Raw genomic sequence first — 19,069 nt, forward strand, 5'->3', positions numbered from 1 at the left:
CGGGTCAGCGGCCGCCGGCCGCCGAGGCGGGCAGCGGGATGGCCGGGAAGGGGTTGTCGGGCAGCAGCACCACGCGGCGCGGCCGGTCGGGCGTGCTGGCGGCGTCGAGGTGGAGCAGCGCCGCGCCGATGCCCGCCGCACCGACCATGTAGCCGGTGTCGGCGGTGACCTCGCCCGGCCGCAGCCTCCGGTACGCCTGGTACCAGCGGTAGCCCCGGCCGTTGTGGTCGGTGGCGCGGGCGATCAGGTCGGCGGCGAGCGTGTGGGCGTACTCCAGGTGGGCCCGGTCGCCGGTGACCGCCCACAGGCCGACGAACAGCTCGATCACCCCGGCCGTGCCGCAGCACTGGCAGGCCACGTTCCAGTAGCCCTCGGTGCGGCGGCGCGGCGCCCCGCTGCTGACGATGCCGCGCGCCAGCCGCTCGGCCCACTCCAGGTCGGCGGGGTCGCCGCCCACCCGGTACAGCTCGTAGAACATCCTGGCCACGCCGGCCGAGCCGGAGCAGAAGCCGAGGTAGTGCAGGCCGCGCGCCTGCGGCACGTGGTGCGGCACGACCGCGCAGCGCCCGCTGACGACGCTGACCTCGCGGACGAAGGCGGCGCCGCTGCGCGCGGCGTCGAGGAAGCGCCGGTCGCCGGTGACGCCGTACAGGCGGGCCAGCAGGTACGCCGTGCCGGACGTACCGGCGAGAAAGCCGGGGGTGACGGCGTCCACCGGCAGGTCGGCGCACTCGCCGAACCAGTGGCCCGGCACCGGCACGCGGGCGACGCGCAGGCCCGCCTCCACGGCGGCTTCCTCGTACGCCGGCACGCCGAGGTGCGTGGCCGCCCGCAGCAGCCCGAGGATGATGCCGCCCTCGCCGCGCTGCGCGGGGTCGCGGGACCACTGGACCCCGTCGCCTCGCTCGGTGCCCTTGCGCACGATGTGGTCGGCGATGGCGGCGGCCTCGGCCTCGAACCGCGCATCGCCGAGCGTCCATCCGGCCTCCATGAGGGCGATCATGATGCCGGTGAGCCCGTGGTAGAGGGTGAGGTCCTCCTGCTCGCGCCAGGTCGCGGCGAGCCGCCTGGCCCCGGCCCTGGCGTCCTCCAGGTACGCCTCGTGCCCAGTGGCGGCGGCCAGCTCGAGGAAGAACAGCACCACGCCGGCGGCCCCCGAGTACAGGGACCAGGGCTCGGCGGTGACGGCGGACGCGCCGCGCGTGTCGGGGTTGGCCTGCCACCAGCGGCCGTGCTCGTCGTCGACGGCGGCCGAGCGGACCCACCGCCCGGCCAGGATGGCGGCGGTCAGCGGCGTGTCGGCGCGGGCGCTCGACGCGCGCATCTCGTCCAGGCTCATGGAATCATTTTCCCATAGACTTAGTAGGAAGACTCGGAAAGCGGGCGAAGCAGATGTGGACACGATGCTCCACCCGTCCGGGCCGCGGCACAAATAGCCGCGCGGGAGCGACAGCACTTGCGGTTCCGGCGGCGCCGCCGGCTCTGACGGCGAGCAAGGCCCCGCTGCTGGGGACGGCCCCGCTACCGGGGACGGTTCTGATGCCGGGTACGGCTCTGCCGAGAACGGCTCTCGAAGCGCAGGCCGCTCGCGTCGCGTCGGCGTGCATCACTCGTCCCCGGTGACGCCGAGCGCCCGCAGCAGCTCGGCGCGGACCTCGGCGGCGTCCATCGTGGCGTCGAGCCGCTTCTCGACGGCGATCCGGCCGCCGTCCAGCACCAGCACGCGGTCGGCCAGCGCGATGGCCTCGTCCACGTCGTGGGTGACCAGCAGCACGGCCGGGCGGTGCTGCTCGAACAGGCGGCGCAGCAGCCGGTGCATCTTCAGCCTGGTCAGGGCGTCGAGGGCGCCGAACGGCTCGTCGGCCAGGAGCAGGCGGGGCTCGCGTACCAGGGATCTGGCCAGCGCCACCCGCTGCTGCTCGCCACCCGACAGCTCGTTCGGCCAGGCCCGCTCGCGCCCGGCGAGGCCGACCTCGGCCAGGCTCTGCCTGCCGCGCTCCTCGGCTCCGGTCAGGCCGAGCACGACGTTCGGCAGCACCCGCTGCCACGGCAGCAGCCGGGCGTCCTGGAACACCACGGACACCTCGTCAGGCACCTGCACCGTGCCGCCGCCGGCCACGTCGGCGTCCAGCCCGGCCAGGGCCTTCAGCAGCGTGCTCTTGCCCGAGCCGCTGCGGCCGAGCAGCGCCGTGAACTCGCCGGGCGCCAGCTCCAGGTCCAGGCCGTCCAGCACCCGGCGGGAGCCGTAGACGCGGGTCAGCCCTTCGACGCGGATCAGCTCGCCAACGTCCGTCGCCACGACAGCGCCCTCCTTTCCACGAGGCGGACCGCGGCGTCGGAGAACAGGCCGAGCAGGCCGTACAGGACGATGCCGACGAGGATCACGTCCGTCTGCCCGTACGTGCGGGCCAGGTCCATCATGTAGCCGATGCCGCTGGTCGAGTTGATCAGCTCGGCCACCACCAGGAACAACCAGGCCGTGGTGACCGCGAAGCGCAGCCCCAGCAGGAAGCCGGGCAGCGCTCCCGGCAGCACCACCTTCCTGATGAACGCGCCGCGCGTCAGATCGACGGTCTCGGCCAGCTCGACGTAGCGGCTGTCGATGCCGCGCAGGCCGTTGTGCGTGTGGATGTAGATGGGCACGAGCACGCCGACGGCGATGACGGTGACCTTCATGGTCTCGCCGATGCCCAGCCACAGGATCAGCAGCGGCATCAGCGCCAGCGACGGAATGGCGCGCTTGATCTGCACCGGGCCGTCGATGATCGCCTCGCCCCAGCGGCTGAGGCCGGACACCAGCGCGAGCACCGTCCCCAGCGGCACGCCGATGGCCAGGCCGGAGGCCACCCGGCCGAGCGAGGTCAGCAGGTTGTCCTGGAGGCGGCCGTTCTCGATCAGTTCGCCCGCGGTGGCGACCACGGTCCACGGCGCGGACAGGAAGCGGGGGTCGAGCCGGCCCGTCGCCGATGCCACCGCCCAGAGGGCGAGCAGCAGCAGCGGGCCCACCAGGAAGCCCAGCTTGATCGGGCGGCCCGGCCTCAGCCGGCGGCGGGCCCGTACGCGGGCGGGCGCGACGGGACGTGAGGCGAGCAGAGTCATGTCACGCACCCTCCTTGAGCGCGGTTCTCGGGGATCCGGCGGCCTGCGCGGTTTCGCGTGCGTCCGGTCGCGCCGCCTGGCCACGGCCTGCGCGGACGCCGGGCTGCGCCATCACGCGCCCTCCTTGAGCGCGTCGGCGGCGATGTGCTCGAAGCGGCGGTCGTACAGGTCCTCGGCCTTCAGCGGCGGGTTGCCCGTCTCGGCGGCCAGGATGTCGATGGTCTCCTGGTGCCGGGCGATGACCTCCGTCCAGTCGGCCGGGATGTCGGGCTCGCCCGCCTGTTCGACCAGGTACTGGCCGTCGGCGGTGTTGAGGCCCTGGTCCTTGACGTAGTAGCCCTCGATCCACTCCTTGGGGTGCTCGTAGGCCCAGCGGGAGGCGCGCGCCCACGCGGCGACGTACTCGCGGATGGCGGCCGCCTTGGCCGGGTCCTTCAGCGTCTCGGTGCGGACGTAGAGGTGTGCGGGGTCGTCGCGCAGGCCGTGCTGGACGGTGGTGGCGCCGTCCCTGCCGAACTTGCCGGTGTAGCGCTTGATGTTGACGCCGCCGATCGGCGCGACGTCCACCTGGCGCGATGCCAGCGCGTTGGGGTAGACGTCGCCGGTGCTCGGCAGCTCTACCAGCTCGACGTCGTCCTTGGTGAGCCCGGCCTTCTTCAGCACCCTGAGCACCAGCGCGCCCTGCGCCTGGCCGGGGCTGTAGGCGATCTTCTTGCCGCGCAGATCGGCCAGGCTCTTGACCTGGACGCCTGGCGCGATGCCGAGCTCGTAGGTGGGGTGGTCGATCGGGTCCTTGCGGAACTTGGCCGCCACGATCTTCACCGGCAGGCCGGTCCAGGTGGCGTGGATGGGCGGGATGTCGGCCACCGCTCCGACGTCGAGCGCGTTCGCCCTGAAGGCCTCGGTCGTCTGCGGGCCGCCGCTGATGTTGGCCCACTCGATGTCGAACGAGAACTTGTCGATCTCGCCGGACAGCTCCAGCGCCACCCGGGTCGCCGGGTCTCCGACGATCAGCCGGGTGCCTTCCGGGACCGCGGTCGGCAGCGGCGCCTGCGCGGACAGCTCGGGTCCTGAGGACTCCTGGGCGGCGCCCGGCGTACAGGCGGTCATGACCAGCATGAGAAGCGCGGCGAGCACGGGTCGTAACGAGGACGTGTGGTAGGGGCCCTGGCTCATGACCACGAAGGTACGAGCGCCAGGGCCATAAGTCAACATTTCCTACCAGGTTTACATGATTTTCTGTCGATGGCGGTCCATGGCCTGCTGAAGGGGCGGTCAGGCACGCCTCGCCAGGGCCCTTTTCGGGCGGGTCATTCGTACTCGCCGAAGCCTTCTCCAGGGCGGTCACCGGTGCCCCCGGCAGAACCGCCGTCAGCGGCGCTCGCGGGAGCCTCGCCGCGCCGGTCAGCGGTCGCCGGCGGCGGGGCCGGCGATGCGGCGGAAGTCGCCGAGGCTCTGGCGGAAGAACGCGTGGTCGCTCTCCAGCTTGGCCCTGGTGAAGCGGCCCGGGTCGGCCTCGCGCGCGGACCTGCCCATCTCGGTCCAGAACGCCTCGGGCGGCAGCTCGGCGGCGCCCTCAGGCAGGAACTTCAACGCCTCGGCCACCGCATCGGCCGCGTAGATCCAGTCGGTCTCCACGGCGCGGAACCGCTCGGCGTCGGGCGCGCCCGCCACGTAGTCGAGCTGGCCCTCCAGGGCCCGGCTCGCGTACGTGGCGCCGATCAGCACCCACTGGCCGGCGTCCAGCAGCTCGGATGCGCCGGTGCCGAACGTGGCGCCCGACCGTCTGGCCGCGTGCTCGCCCTCGTACGAGACCGGCACCTCCACGCCGCCCGCCCGCACCAGCCACCCGTCGGGCACCTCGATCACCGACGCCTCCGCCGACCCGCCGGAGACCGTCAGATCGAGGTAGATGTGCGCCTCGACCAGCGAGCGCGCCGTGGCGCCGTCAAGCATGCCTGGCCGCCAGATCGCGGTAGGAGTCGCGGACGATCAGCAGCCGGTCGAGCTGGAACCTGCCGGGTTCGGCCGCCCGCATCTCGCGTCCCCGCTGCGACCAGAACGCGTCATCGGGCACCTCGTCGGCGCCCGGCGGGATGAACTTCACGACCTCCTCGACGGCGGCCGTGGCGATCGACAGCGTACGGTGGGCCTCGGCCGCGTCGTCCGCCGGCACATTGCCCGCCGACAGGTCCGCCACCCACAGCCACTCCCCCGCGTCGAGCAGCTGCGACGGCTCCTCGCCCCCGAACGTCGGGTAGCCCGACGGCATCACCGGCCGCTCCGGCAGGCCGAACAGGTATTCGCGCTGCCTGCCGCAGTCGTCGCAGGTGCCCCAGTAGCGGTTGGCGAGCCCCTCGTCGACGGCGACCAGGCCGTTCTCCCAGGTCGTCTCGACCGAGCCGCACTCGCACGGGTGCAGGTCGAGGTAGAGATGCGCCTCATCCCTTGTCCGCGCCACCGCGAAGGCCATAACCGTCCTCTCCTCGCCGTTCTCCTATCATGCCCGCCCAACGAGACGACCGGCTCGTGCCCACGCCACGAGACGGCCCGCCCACGCGCGCGTCGCACGACGGCCGGGTCACCCCCGCGCCACCAGACGACCCGCCCGCGCACGCGCCACGAGACGGCCCGCTCATACCCGCATCACGTGGCGGTCGGTGTCGCGCTGCTCGCGGCGGCCGCAGTGGCACGGACCGGCTTTCGGGCAGTGGCACTCCTCGTCCGGCAGCCTGCCGACGCCGGCGGAGAGCTTGCGCCCGCGCTCCAGGTACGTGCGCGCCCGCTCCAAGCGGTCGTCGCGGCCGCCGGGCCGTGGACCGTCGAGCAGCTTGGTCAGCTCGGCGGCTACCGGAGCGGGCACCAGGTGCATCGGGGCGGTGGCGGCCAGGTCGTACAGCACGCCGAGCCGGGCCCGTCGCTGCGGCACCGTCGCGGCCCGCACCTGGCGGGCGGCCTCGACCAGCGCCGCGACGTGCCGGTACGGTGCGGCAGGCAGGCCCATCGCCGCCGCGATGGCTCCGGCGGTGACGGCCGCGGCGGCCCGCTCGTTCGCGCCGACCGGCTGCAGCCCGTCCACCTGGTACGTCACCACACCACCGCCCGTCGGTTCCACGGCCCCGCCCGCGCTCGCCGAGCCGGACGAGCCCGCCACACCGGCCGCCCCCATGCCGATGTCCTGTCCGACACCGGTGTCCTGGGCCTTGCCAAGGGTTCGGGCCATGCCAGTCCCATGGGCAGTGCCGTTCGCCTGCCCCACGCCGTTCGGCGAAGCCTCGCCGTTGTGGTGGGCGGCGCCGTTCGCGGCGGCTGTCGGCTGGGCGGGGATGGCCGGGGCGGGCGGGCGGATCTCGACGGCCAGGGGCGGCCGGCCGGGGAGCTGGACGTCGATCAGGCCGGGCCCCAGCACGCGGGCCTTCGCGCCCATGAGCGCGGCGGCCCTGCTGACCGCGTTGGCCGCGGCCAGCTCCGGCAGCTCAGGCGCGCCGCGCAGCGCCGCCACGTGCTCGGGGGCCAGCTCGCCCGCCCTGGCCAGGGCCACGAGCTTAGCGGTCGCACCCGGCTGCCCCGGTGCCAGGCCCGCTCTCTCGGCTTCGGCACGGATCGCGGCTGCCGCCTCGGCGGCACCGGACCGCCCGCCACCGAACACCGCGCCGAGCGACCGGCGCGCGGCGGGCCGCCCACTGAGCGCATCGGCCAGGGATCCGGTGGCAGGGGCAGTGCCGTTCGAGGCGCCGGCGAGCGAGCCCGGAGCTGACGCGCCACCGTTCACGACGTCGGCCAAGGAGTGCGGAGCAGCGGGACGGCCGTGCAAAGCGTCGGCGAGTGACGGCCCCGACGCCGTGGCGCTGCCGTGCAAGGCGTCGGCGAGTGACGGCCCCGACGCCGTGGCGCTGCCGGTCAGGGCGGCGGCCAGGGAGGGCTCGGCCGGCTGCGCGTTGTGGAGCGCGTCGATGAGGGCGCGTAGGCGGGCGGCGGCCGCCGCGTCCTCGTCGCTGACCCGCACGCCGGGCACACCCTCCGCAGCCGGAGGGCCGGACGGCGGGTGGGTGGGCCAGGGCGGGGGCGGCGGGGTGTGGCCGCGTTTGCGGATGTCCGTGGCGACGGCGTTGATGGCGGCCGCGAGCGTCTCCCTGAGCTGCGGGTCGGCGGTCGCGCTCCACCTGCGCGACAGGTGGGCGTGCTCGTTGAGCCGGGGCACCAGGCAGTGGTCCGCGCCTTCCTTCCGGGGCGACAGCGACTCCCTGATCGTCCCCTGGGGCGCCCCGGCCGCCTGCGCGGCGCGTTCCTGGGCGATGTGCGAGATCTCGTGGACCAGCACCGTGGACACCATGTCCGGGTGCACCCGTGGAGCGACGAAAGTGATGTGCGGGTCCTCCGCGGTGCCGGCGCGGAAGTCGGTGCGCCCGATGAATCCGTCGCCGGGGTTCGCGGCCACCACGCGGACGTGCTGGTCGGCGGCCCCGGGCAGCCGGACGACGAGGCGGTCCTCACCGGTCCAGCGCACGTCGGCGACGGCCCCGCCGAAGTCGGTGGCGGCCACGTGCCGGCTGCGGATCTCGGCGACGGTGAGGTCCGGTTCGCCTTCGGGACGCGCCGAGGCGCCCAGCGGGCTGTCAGGCAGCGCCTCCTCGTGCGCGCTGGACGGGAGCGTGCCCTGGAAGGTGCTGGCGCCGGGCGGCGGCTCCGACTCCTCGACCTGGACGATCTTCCAGACCGGTTCCGGCGGCCTGGGCAGGGCGCCGCGCTCGGCCAGCGCGGCCGAGACCTGGTCGGTGAACGTGCCGGACACCGGCGAGTTCAGGAACACCTCGCGCAGGTCCAGGTTCTGCTGGTCGGCCGCGTCCAGAATGTGGGGCGGCAGCGTGGAGAACGCCTCGGCGAACCCGGCGTCGCGGTGGCTGTTCCGCCCGGAGTCGTCGCTGCGCACGGTGCCGTCGGGAGCGGCCAGGTAGTGGTGGAGGCCGTCGGGCTCCTGCACGCGGACGCGGGCCACCGCGCCGCGGTCGCGGGCGGCCACGCGGGCGTCCTGAAGGACCTGGATGAGCCCTTCGCGGCCGGGCTCCGGCGTGAACCTGAACGTCGGCAGCCCGTCGAGCGGCGCCGCGATGCGGATGCCCGCCTGCATCCTGGCGTGCAGCTCGTTCAGCTCCTCGCCGGACATCGTGACCATGGCGGTGCCGCCGCTCGCGCCGGGCAGATGGACGGCCTCGCGCGCGGACCGGACGTCGCCATCGCGCCGCAGCTTGACCCGCTCGAACGTCAGGTCGTAGTCCACCCGCACCTGGACGGTGTAGAGCTTGCCGCTTTCGAACATGCTGCGCTCGCTGCGCGCGCCCTGGTGGACGTTGACGCTCTGCGACGCCTGGGCGCCCGCGCTGGTGCCGACGCTCACGCCGAGGGCGCCGATGCTCTGGCCGCCGTTCACGCCCACGGGCGTGACCTGGCTGCGGCCGACGGAGACGTTCTGCGCCTCGGCCCGCCTGTCCACCTCGCCCTTCTCGCCGTCGAACGGCCCGGCCACCACCGTGAGGTCCGACATGCGGGTCTTGATCGAGACGTCCACGCCCTGGTTGCGGAGCTTGGCCTCGGCGACGTGCGGCACCACGGCGCCGTCGCGTCCCGAGATCTGTTCCAGGCCGGTGATCAGGCCGGAGTGCGACAGCCAGGCCGACAGCGCTCCCAAGCGCTCTCTGACCGCGGCGTCGCCGACCATCTTCGTGAGCTGGCGGATGACGGCGTCGTAGAGCGTGGGCCTGTCCGGGTCCTCGGTCAGGGTGTCGGGGAAGAAGCCCGGCTCCAGCTCGACCGAGCGCGGGTCGGTCACGGCGCGGACCGGACCCGGGTCCTCGGCGACGGGGCGCACCATGTCGCTGGGCACGTCGCGTTCGAGCACCACGTCGTACGTGCGCTGCGGCGGCTCGCCCTTGCGCCCCACCGCGTGCACGGTCTTGCGGATCCTGGCGGCGGTGCCCGGCATGCGCCGCTCGAACGGGATGCGCCGCACGCGGGCGGGGCGGGTCTCGACCTCGAGGACGAGCTCCATGTCCTGGGCGACCGTGGTCACGCCGACGAACCTCGCGATCCGCAGCAGCCGCATGACGTTGTTGATCTTGGTGTTGGAGAAGGAGCGGCTGCGCTTGGTGGACGCGCCGGCCTTGCTTTCGCCGCCCTCCTCGGCTGCGTTGTAGTCGACGCCGGCGGACAGCGCGACGGAGTGCGACTCCGTGTGCGCGAGCTCACCTCCGCGGTAGCGCTGGATGATGTTGCCCTTCTCAGCGGTCTGGCTCACCATCCGGGCCCGGCTCGGGTCGCCCTTGGGCCTGAGCTTGGCGCGGACGGTGACGACCTGCGGGGCCGCGTTGGGGGTGCTCGACTGCACCTCGTACTCGCGCTCGAACCCGCGCCGCGACATCATCTCGTCGAGGTGGATCTCGGAGCGGGTGTCGTTGAGGTCCACCCTGACCTGCCTGGCCAGGTTCGGGGTGGCGGCGTTGGCGCCCGGCACGGCCTCCTCGATGAGGCTGAGCGCCTCGTCCATGAGGTTGACCTCGTCGCCCTGCCTGTTCGTCACGGTGAACGACGTCGGCACGCTGGAGCTCATGCCGGCGGCGTACTGGGGCGCGAGGACGACCTCCTTGAGCCGGTCGTTGACCTCCTGGGCCTTGCTCAGCGCGTCCGCGAGGTGGATGAAGCCCTTGCCGGGGTCGTGACGGGTGGCCTCGGCCGCCGGGGCGACGGCGGGCTCGAGGTCGGCGACCTTCTTGAGCGCTTGGAGCAGGTCGGACGGATAGTGCCGCTTACCGAGCCCGATGTCCTCGCCCCGCTCGACCGCCTCCCTCCTGGCCTGGATGTAGCGGGTGATCAGCGGTACGGCGACCGTGCGGTGCAGGTCCATGTGGCCGTTGATGAAGCGGTCGACCGCGTCGGCCACGACGGCCACCGGCAGCTTCAGCTCTCCCTCGGCGAACATCCGCAGCGCGTCGTGCTCGGGGACGACGAACACCCCGTTGCCGTGGCTGCGCAGCGTGTCGCCCCGCTGGGTGCGGGATTCGTCTCCGACCAGGCCGACCTTGCTGGTGCTGACGGTCGTGACGACGTCGACCGGGACCTTGAAGCGGTACTTCCGGCCGGTCGCGATGCCGAGGAACTCGGTGCCGAAGATGGCGACGAGCGCGGTCAGCAGCATCCTGGTGCGGTTGCGCGAGGGCAGCGAGGCGCTGCCGGTGTCGCTGCTGGCACCGTTGTCGTCCGAGTCGCCGACGCTGTTCACCAGGCTGAGCAGGAAGTTCTTGGCCCCGTTCCAGGAGATGCCGACGCTGCGCAGGGCGAGCATGATGCGGCCGGACACCGGGTCGGCGATGTCGACGAACTCCGCCTCGCCGAGCTCCGCGCGCACGTCCACCTTGGCCCGCGTGGGCTTCGGCCCCTGCGGATCGAGCACGAGATCGTTGGAGATCGGGCCCTCGAAGATGTGGCCGGCGAGATGGTGGCGGCTCAGCATCGGCCAGAGCTGGATCAGCGGCGCGACCCGCTTTCTCAGCGCCTTCGGCAGCAGGCGGCGGACCTGGTCGATGTCGCTCAGTTCTGGGCCGACGTCGAAGTGCTCCAGCGTGGAGAGCCGCATGAGCCGCTTGCTCGGCTTGCCCATCGAGCCGGAGAAGCGCGGCCCGCCCTCGCGGGGCAGCATGTCGCCGGGCACCATCAGGACGGCCGTGATGGGGCGCGGCTCGATCAGGGGCGCCATCGTGGCCCCGTGGATCTGGTGGACCTCGATCGTCGCCCTGGTCTCGACGACGGCGGTCGGCTTGTTCTTGCCGTCCTCGGTCATGCCGACCTTGTTGACCATGCTGGTCACGTTGGTCGCGGCCGAGTACGAGCGGTCGCCGCCGACGTTCGGTCCCGCCTTGTGCGAGATCCCGTCCTGCCCCTCCTCCGGGCCGTCGGTCTTGGACGCCGAGCCGCCGAGCGTCCCCGCCACCGACCGGCTCACGCCCCGCCCGGCGGTGTCGCTGGCGATGTCGAGGTGGGTGCGCACCTTGGTGACCTGGCCGGTGCCGGTGCCGGTGTCGTCCGGGTCCTGCCGGACGACGATGTACAGCGCGTCCAGGCCGAGAGCCCGGTTGAAGCCGTGCTTCTGCAGCGGGACCATGACGCCGCCCTGGGCGAGCTGGTCGAACGCGCTGCGGACCGGGCTCTCCTCCAGGTGAAGCTTGATGTCGCTCTCGTTCATCCGCTGGGCGGCGCGGACGAGCGGGTTCTTGCTGTAGACGCGCTTGCCGTCCACCTCCTCGCCCACCAGCCCGGTGCCGGACAGCTCGGCGAGTACCTCGTCCACGAGCCCGTCGAGCCCGTGGACCTCGCGCACGTCGGTGGGGCCTGCGCCGCGCAGCCGTCCATCCCCGGCGCCGAGCCATTCCGGCAGCCGCATCTCGCGGCCCGGGATGGGCTCGGCTCCCTTGGAGTCCTTGAGCACGGCGAGCCCGTCGTCGCCGATCTTGATGCGGCCGTTCTCCGTGACGAACAGCTCGACCGGCACGGGGTCGCCGGCGTGGAAGGCGTCGAGCACCTGCTGGCGCACCAGCAGCTCCGTCTGGAACGGCTCCAGCGTCCGCGGCGGCTTGTTCTTCCGTTCGATGGTGAACGTCACCTTGGCCACCTTGCGGTAGGCCTGCGAGGGGCCGCTGCGCTTGTCCACCTGCGGATGGACGGCGACCTCGTTCGCCGTGGACGACGACGACTGCGACACCGGCCTGCTGGTGTTGGCGCTGGGCCCGATGGAGTCGGGCCGGTAGTCGCTCAGCGGCCCGGTGACGTCGAGATCCTCGATCTCCGCCTTGGGGAATCCCGCGGATACCTTGCCCTCGAACGAGTCGCCGGTCTCGGCCTTGGTGGTGGAGGTGGCGGTCTCGGTGAGCACCTCCTCCTCGAGCGCGTCGCGCGTCCACCCACCGACCATGCGGGTCTCTTCTTCGACGATCTCGCTGTGGGCGGTGATCTTGAAGTCGGTGTCGCCCGGCACCACCAGATCGACCGACAGGCCGGAGTCCAGGGTCTGGCGGAAGCGCGTCTGCAGCTCGCGGACGACGAACTTGCGCAGGTTCTGGCGGGCGGGGGTGCCGACCTGGGCGAACTCGCCGCCGAGCTGCTCGGCGAGCGCGTCGAACGCCTCCTCCAGGCCGGTCATGCTGATGACCTCCTGGTTCGGCGGCTTCGGGTTGCGCAGCTGCGGGTCGATGGTCTGCTGGGAGGCCGTGCCGGCGTCGGCGTACGAGTGCCACACCCAGAAGCGCTGGGTGCGGGAGTCGCCGCGGCTGCCCTCGCTGACCCGGATGGGCGCGCTCCACGTAGCGTTCTTGCCGGAGCGCTCCTCGATCGTCCACTCGGCGACGGCGTCGTACAGCAGCGACTCGGTGCGGTTGTCCGCGACCGAACCGCCCTGCTCGAACATGCTGCCCCCGCCGGAGGCCGACCAGTTGCGACCGAAGCGGCCGCCGACGGAGATGCCCGCCACCTCCAAGAGGGCGGCGCCCCAGCTGCCCGGAATCAGGTACTCCGCCGCCTTCGCCGTGTTGAAGTCCACGTTGACGCCGAAGCTGCCCGCCTCGGTGGCGGTGTAGGACTGTCCCGTCTGGTAGAACAGGCCGACCGTCACCTGGGACGCCCGCATGGCGGGGCTGTCCACCTCCACGAGGTCCGACAGCCTGAGCTTGATCCGCAGCTCGATCGCCCTGCCGCTGAAGTTGATCGGCAGCACCAGGCCGTCGCCCGCCACCGCCTTGTGCCAGTCGGCGCGGATGAGCCCTTCCAGCTCGTTCGGCGTGAACCGCTTGGCGACCTTCTTCCGCTCCAGCAGCGCGTTGACCTGGTCGGTGAGCTCGTCGAGGTGCGCGAGCCGGCCGGTGGGCATCGCCTCGGGCAGCGACAGCGGGTCCGGCCTGCTCCGCCCCAGCACCTGCTCGTACCGCGCGTACGCCTTCTCCGCCTCCCGACGGGCCTGCCTGATGAGGTCGGCCATGGTGGGCTGGCCCGGATGCAGCGAAGGCCCGAGGCTGCCGGGCGGCGCGGCGAGCAGCCGCGCGTACCGCTCGTACGCCACCCTCGCCGCGATCGACGCGTTCACCGCGTTCGCGTACACGGCGGCGATCCGCTCGTTCCGCGCCTGCTTGTCCCGCCCCGCGCGGGCGTCCTCGGCGGCCGTCGTGGCGCGGATGTCGGCACCGCTGTCCTTGTCCCGGCCGGCGGTCTCGGCCTTCTTCTCGGCCTCCTCGGCGTCTTTCGCGGCCTCCTGCGCGATCGCCACGTGGGCCTTCAGCAGGTGGCGCAGGGCCTTCTCGACCGTCGAGAGCTGCTCGGCCGCCCGGCGCAGCTCATCGACGTCCTCGGACGGTCTGGGGATGTCGAAGCCGGTACGCACGTCGTCCGGCCCCACCGCCCACGGCGGCGGCGGCACCTCCGCGCCCCGGGCGCGCAGCTCGGCGTCCAGGCCGTCGATGTCGATCGCCTTCTGCCGCTTCTCCGGCATCGTGGGGGCGTTCTCCCACTGCTCGATCAGCAGCACCCGCTCGTTCCGGCGGGCGGTCACGCACTCGTCCCTGACCTCCCGCGCCGGGCGGCCCGGCAGCATGCGGCGCAGGATGCCCCTGCGTCCCTGGCCGGCCGCCTGCCGCTGGAACGTGTCGGTGATCTCGTGCAGCCACACCCTGGTGAGCTGGTCGGTGGCGACGCGCGGGGCGAACGTCACCACGTGCGGGTCCTCGGCGGTGCCCGCGCGCACCCTGGTCCGCGCCATCTCGCGCTGGCCGGGCTCGCCGACGGTGAACGTGAAGTGCTGGACGCCGCTCCCCGTGGTCACCGTCAGGGCGTCGCCGTCCCAGGACAGGCCCCGCACCTCCTGGGCGCCGTGCACGAAGTGCCTGGGGTCGAGGGCCTGGGCCGCCTGCTTGATCTCGTCAAGGGTGACGTCGGTGTCGCGGCCGCTGTCCGTGACGTACGCGGTGCCGGCGATCGGTTGCGAGGTGACCGTTCCCGGGATGCTGGTGTGCGTCTCCGGCGGGGTGACGCGGGTGACGTCCGAGGACAGCGAGTCGCTGGACGCGGCGAGCACCAGCAGCGCGGACGCCTCCACCACCAGCTCCGGGTGGCTGTCCACGTTGCCCGCGACGTCGTCGAGCGTGCGGCGCAGGCGCTTCATCGTGTCGTTCGGCAGGACGCGGAATCCGCCGTCCGGCTTCGGGACGATCACCTCGCCGTCTGGGCCGATCACGGCGCCGGGGAACGTGGTCTCGAGCGCTTCCACCAGCGCCGCCCGCGCCCTCGTCGGCGCCCCGGCCTTGGACGCCGCCTTCGTCCGGCCGCCCTGGTCGGCGGCCGTCCTGTCGGCCTCGTGGTCCGCGTCCGCTGCCTGGTTGCTCGCCTGATCGGCCGCCTGGGCGGCCGCTGCCCGGCCGCCCGTGTCGGGCTGACCGGACGTACCAGGCCGGCCCGTTACGACGGGCTGGGCGGTTGTGCCGGGCTGCTGGGTCGCGTCGCTGCGGTCGGCAGGCGGCGTGGCCGGCTGAGCCGCGTCGCTGCCCGTCCGGCCGGTGGACGGGCCGGTCGGCGCGCCGGCCGCCACCACAGGCTGGGCCGCGCCCTCGTTCGCCGGGCTCTGCGCGGTGGTCTGCTGCTGCCCAGCGGCCGGCTGCGGCCGGCCATCGGCGCGTGCGGCGGACGGCTCGCTCGTCGTCACCGCCGTGTTCGCGCTGGTCGTGTCCCCTGCCGTGATGCCCGCCGTGGTGCCCGCCGGGGTGCCGGTCGGGCTGCTGACGGTGGCCGGGTCGCCGAGCGTGGCGGCGGCCGGCGCGCCCGGCGCCTGCCCGGCGGCCGGCTGCTGCGCGGAAGCCGAGCCGGACTGCGGCGACGAGGCCGTGCGCGGCTCCGGTGCGGTGGCCGGCTCCGACTCCGGCGTCGCGTTCGTGTGCGGCGTGCGGGCGTCAGGACGCGTGTCGGAGGTGACGCTCGCGGAAGGCTGGGCGTCCGCGGCGAGCCGGGGTGCGGTGTCCGGGGTGGTGCGTGCGGGCTGCCGCTCCGGGGTCGCCTCGGGGGCGTCGTCCTGGTTCGGCTCCTGATTCCGGTCGGGGGCCGGGGTGACCTGCTGTTCCGGGGTGCGGCGACGCTGCGAAGCGTCGGCGTCGGGGACGCCGACGCTCGGGCGGGACGCCGAGCCGGACGACGAACCGGCCGACGACATCGTGCCGGCCGTGCTCGCCGTACGCTGCGCGGGGATGGTGACCGGCTCGGACGTACGCATGCCGCCGGCCGTGGCGGGCTGGTTGCCGCCGGGGCCGGTCGGCGCGACAGCGGTCCCGGAGGGGTCAGCGGACGGGCTGCCTCCGCCCGCCCAGGCGGCGGCGCGGGCGGCGTCGGTCCGTGCGGCGGCGTCGTAGGCGGAGGCCAGCGTGGTCGTCGGATGCGCCAGCGCCAGGGCCACGTCCGGGTTGAACGGGCTGATCGTCCCGGTACGCCCCACGCCACCCATGAACGCGCCCACCATGGACTCGGCGGTGAACGGATTCTGTAGCTCCCCGTACACCAGCGCGTTGCCCATGAAACTGCCGACCGGTGAGGCGATCACATTGGTCGCACCCGTCGTCAGCGCCCGCCCGGCGAACCCCGGCACCACCTGGGTGACCCGCGAGATCGGCCCTCCGACCACCGTCCCGGTGATTCCGCCGCCACCGCCGCTCGCCGTGACCATGGCGATCTCCCGCCAGTCGAAGTCCTCCCGGGTGCCCTTCAGCCTCTGAAGGTATTGGGCGACGAACTCGATGAAGAACTCCTCGCCCATCTCTTCGACGAGCTCCCTGCCGATCGGCGAGGCCAGCACCCGCAGCAGCAACGCCCGCCCGGTGGGGCCGCTCAACGCCGCCACCTGCGCCAGGCGGGCCGCACCGACCTTCTGCCCGGCGGCGCCCACCAGCTTGACCAGGATCCGGCTGATGGCCGCGCGTGCACCAGCCGCGTACGGACCGATCAACGGCGTTGAGACGCCCGCGGTGAAGAACGCCACCAGCAGCGTGATCGCGATGGCGATCACCGTCACCCAGAAGGCCACGTTGATCGTCAGCTTCGAGTACTGCGTCTGCACCGCGAAGTTGCTGGCCTGCACCGCGTACGCGTGCGCGTTGTGGCTGACGCCGGTGATGCCGCTCTCTTTGCTGTACAGCTCACGCGCCCGGCCCACGAACTTCGCGGTCGCGGGCGCCGCCCATCCCGTGACGATCGTCCGCACCGCCGAACCAGCGGGCTCGGCGGAGGAGATCGCGCCGTCCGACAGCGCCGCGTACCGGCGTGCGAGCTCCGACAGCCCGGCCTCGCTGGCCTCCGGCCACTTCTGACCGGCCGACAACATCGGAATCAGCCAGTAGTTCACCCAGTCCGGCAGCGCTTCGGTCTCCCAGACGGGCCGGACGTCGCTGTCGATCTGGACGATCTGCTTCTGGACGGACTGTCCGCCGGGGGTCTGGATGTTGGAGTTGTGGTCGCCCGAGTACGCCATGAACCCCGTCTCAGACTTCCCGCGCCATGCGGGTGAGGTCGTGCCGGATGTCGGCGTCCGTCTGCAACGTGTTGTCGATCGCGGCGCGCAGCCGGTCGCCGGCGTCCACGATCTGCTCGGCCAGCCGCTTGGCCTGGCGGACCATCTCGATGGGCCCGCCGTCGCCGCAGTGGGCCTTGTAGAAGGCCTGGCCCTCGGCTCCGCCGCCCCACGGCGCGGTGCTCAGGTACGACTCCACGTCGTCGGCGAGCTTGGGCAGGGTCCTGCCGACCTCTTCGGCGGTCGTGGACCAGGCCGACATGCCGCGGTTCACGACGGTCTTGGAGACGTACGCGCCCGACCAGTCCTCGATCACCGGTCACCTCCGATGCCGTCGACGAGCTGGGCCATCGCGGCCTCCACGTCGCCCTCGAGGTGCGCCTTGAACTGCTCGGCCGGGATCACCGGCTCGAAGATCTCCATGACCCGCTGCTGGGCGGCCTCGGCGGCCTTGCGCGCGGTCGCGGCGATCGTGTCGGCGAGCGCCCTGGCGTCGGGGCGGCGGTAGATGCGGGGGTCGAGGTCGAGGCGGATCAGGTCGCCGCGCGGGCCGACGGTGACGGAGACCAGGCCGTCGCTGGAGGTCTCGGTGACCTGCACGGCCTTGGCCTTGGCGTGCAGCTCCAGCCCTTGCTCCTGCAGGCGCGTGAACGTCTCACGCAGCTCGTCGGCGTATGCCCGCATCGCGGCCACATCCGGCTGTTCGGAAGCCCCCATAACCCCCTCGCTACGTTTGCACCATGTGACGCCACATGTGCCTGAGAGGTCAGTTTCCGTCACATTAACACCAGGAAACAAGGGCTTAACCTAAACGTTCAGAAACCTCGAAGTGAGGGGCACCGCCTCCTCCCGCATGTCCGTCACCTCCGCGCGCGGCACCCAGGCCCGCCACACGCCGCGTTCCACCCGATCGAGTCCCAGGTCACGGGCCTTGAGCGCGGACCCGCCGAGGTATTCGAGCAACAGCCGCCCGTCCCGCTCGTCGTGCACCTGGAAGGGCTCGTCGCGCCACCGGCACACGACGGTCACGAAGTGCAGCGACTCGCACTCCTGCACCGGGACCGTGCGGACGTGGCAGTCCGGCTCGACCTCCTCGAAGCCGTCGCGCGGCGTCTCGCTGCGCAGCCGTACCCAGAGCTCCAGCGCGTGCGGCTCGGGGCTGACCGGATATTCTTCGCCGTTCCAGCGCGCACGGTAGCCGTGCCACGACGTCATGATCGCCTCCCCACCAGGAGCCAGCGGCGCAGGTCGCCGTGGTAGAAGGCGCGGCGGTACTCGGTGCCGGCCTGGGTGAGCTCCCAGATCTCCGCGCCGTGCGGCAGGCCCACGCCGTACACCTTGTACTCGCGGATGACGTTGTCGACGCTGGGGACCAGGCCCATGCCGAAGAACGGCGGCTCCTCCACGACCCAGCCCGCCACGGCCTGCCGCCCCTCCTCGTCGGTGCCTCCGTACGGCGTGCGGTAGAGGTCGAGGCCGACGGGACGCCAGCGCAGCATGTTCAGCGAACCCGTCTCGGTGAGCATGTCGGTCTGGTTCAGCGCGGCGGCCAGCACGGCGGGGGTGGCGATGTGCGAGACGTCGAGCGCGTGGTGGCAGTAGCCCGACACGCGCGGCTCGGACGTGGCGAGCAGGTCGGGGATGTCGGCGGCCGCGATGAGCTTCTGCACCACCGGCACGCCCGAGCCGGGGGCGATCTGCAGGTCCTGCTCCAGGGTGGGCACGGCGAGGCGGGCCACCGTACCGGATTCGAGCAGGAAGGACACCGGCAGCCCCGGGTTGATCGCCAGCCCCCAGCGCAGGTCGGGCCAGCCGGCGGCCAGCTCGGTCATCGACGCGACCCGGCAGTGCGTGGCGGCGCCGCCGGTGGCCAGCGTCATCGCCTCGACCGAGGTGAAGGCCATCACCCAGGTCCGCTCGCCGTCGGCGGCGGTCGCCCAGGCGGGACGCTCGGCGCCGGCGGCCGCGGCGGCGGTGATCGGCAACGCCAGGTCGGCCTCGCGCAGCAGGCTCAGGCACGCCGCCTGCTGCCCGTCCTGATAGGCCGCCAGCAACTGCTCCTCGAAGGGGCTGGCCGGAAAGTGATCATCGACGGTCACCCGACAATTCTGTCCCGTTCTCAACCCTTGTGGTTCCTGTTCGCCCGCCGCTCCCTTCCCGGCCGCGTCACTGCGCGCCCCGGCGGAGCGCATGGTGGGTCCGCGCGGAAGCGGCCGGCCCACGCCCCCACCGCGCGCCCTCGGCCGAGCGCACGACGAGGCCGCATGGAAGCAGCCGGCCCTACGCCTCACCGCGCGCCCCGGCGAAGCGCATGACGAGGCCGCACGGCACCGGCCGGCCCCGCCCCCACCGCGCATCCCAGCGGGTGAGGAGCGACGTGGCACAGAACCG

The 19,069-nt window shown here is 72.9% G+C and carries 11 protein-coding genes; all 11 read right to left on the reverse strand.

The features are described 5' to 3' along the window. Window positions 1-4 precede the first annotated feature (4 nt). Window positions 5-1,339: a lanthionine synthetase LanC family protein gene (locus WBK31_RS17585; protein ID WP_364052346.1), complete on the reverse strand. Its 1,335-nt coding sequence runs from the start codon at window positions 1,337-1,339 to the stop codon at window positions 5-7. Between the two features lie 267 nt (window positions 1,340-1,606). Beyond that, on the reverse strand, window positions 1,607-2,299 hold the full coding sequence (locus tag WBK31_RS17590; protein WP_378788535.1) for an ABC transporter ATP-binding protein: 693 nt from the start codon (window positions 2,297-2,299) through the stop codon (window positions 1,607-1,609). Then, a complete protein-coding gene (locus WBK31_RS17595; RefSeq protein WP_364052352.1) occupies window positions 2,275-3,099 on the reverse strand; it encodes an ABC transporter permease in 825 nt (274 codons plus the stop codon). Before WBK31_RS17595 ends, WBK31_RS17590 begins: the two co-directional genes overlap by 25 nt. Window positions 3,100-3,210: 111 nt before the next feature. Further along, the gene (locus WBK31_RS17600; RefSeq protein WP_364052355.1) at window positions 3,211-4,275 is read right to left on the reverse strand and encodes an ABC transporter substrate-binding protein; all 1,065 of its coding nucleotides are present in this window, start codon (window positions 4,273-4,275) and stop codon (window positions 3,211-3,213) included. Window positions 4,276-4,503: 228 nt separating this feature from the next. Beyond that, complete coding sequence (locus tag WBK31_RS17605) at window positions 4,504-5,055, reverse strand: hypothetical protein (protein ID WP_364052358.1); 552 nt, start codon at window positions 5,053-5,055, stop codon at window positions 4,504-4,506. Further along, a complete protein-coding gene (locus WBK31_RS17610; RefSeq protein WP_364052361.1) occupies window positions 5,048-5,572 on the reverse strand; it encodes a hypothetical protein in 525 nt (174 codons plus the stop codon). The genes WBK31_RS17605 and WBK31_RS17610 overlap by 8 nt, the downstream gene beginning before the upstream one ends. A 162-nt stretch (window positions 5,573-5,734) precedes the next feature. After that, the gene (locus WBK31_RS17615; RefSeq protein ID WP_406675250.1) at window positions 5,735-16,639 is read right to left on the reverse strand and encodes a hypothetical protein; all 10,905 of its coding nucleotides are present in this window, start codon (window positions 16,637-16,639) and stop codon (window positions 5,735-5,737) included. Between the two features lie 10 nt (window positions 16,640-16,649). Next, the gene (locus WBK31_RS17620; protein WP_364052367.1) at window positions 16,650-16,994 is read right to left on the reverse strand and encodes a hypothetical protein; all 345 of its coding nucleotides are present in this window, start codon (window positions 16,992-16,994) and stop codon (window positions 16,650-16,652) included. Continuing rightward, on the reverse strand, window positions 16,991-17,395 hold the full coding sequence (locus WBK31_RS17625; protein WP_378788530.1) for a YbaB/EbfC family nucleoid-associated protein: 405 nt from the start codon (window positions 17,393-17,395) through the stop codon (window positions 16,991-16,993). Before WBK31_RS17625 ends, WBK31_RS17620 begins: the two co-directional genes overlap by 4 nt. 90 nt (window positions 17,396-17,485) lie before the next feature. Next, a complete protein-coding gene (locus WBK31_RS17630; protein WP_364052373.1) occupies window positions 17,486-17,893 on the reverse strand; it encodes a hypothetical protein in 408 nt (135 codons plus the stop codon). Next, entirely contained in the window at window positions 17,890-18,777 is an 888-nt protein-coding gene (locus tag WBK31_RS17635; RefSeq protein ID WP_364052376.1) for an SseB family protein, read from the reverse strand. Before WBK31_RS17635 ends, WBK31_RS17630 begins: the two co-directional genes overlap by 4 nt. Window positions 18,778-19,069 lie beyond the last annotated feature (292 nt).

It is taken from the genome of Nonomuraea sp. N2-4H, assembly GCF_045291505.1.
In the GTDB taxonomy this organism is placed as follows: Bacteria; Actinomycetota; Actinomycetes; order Streptosporangiales; family Streptosporangiaceae; genus Nonomuraea; species Nonomuraea fastidiosa.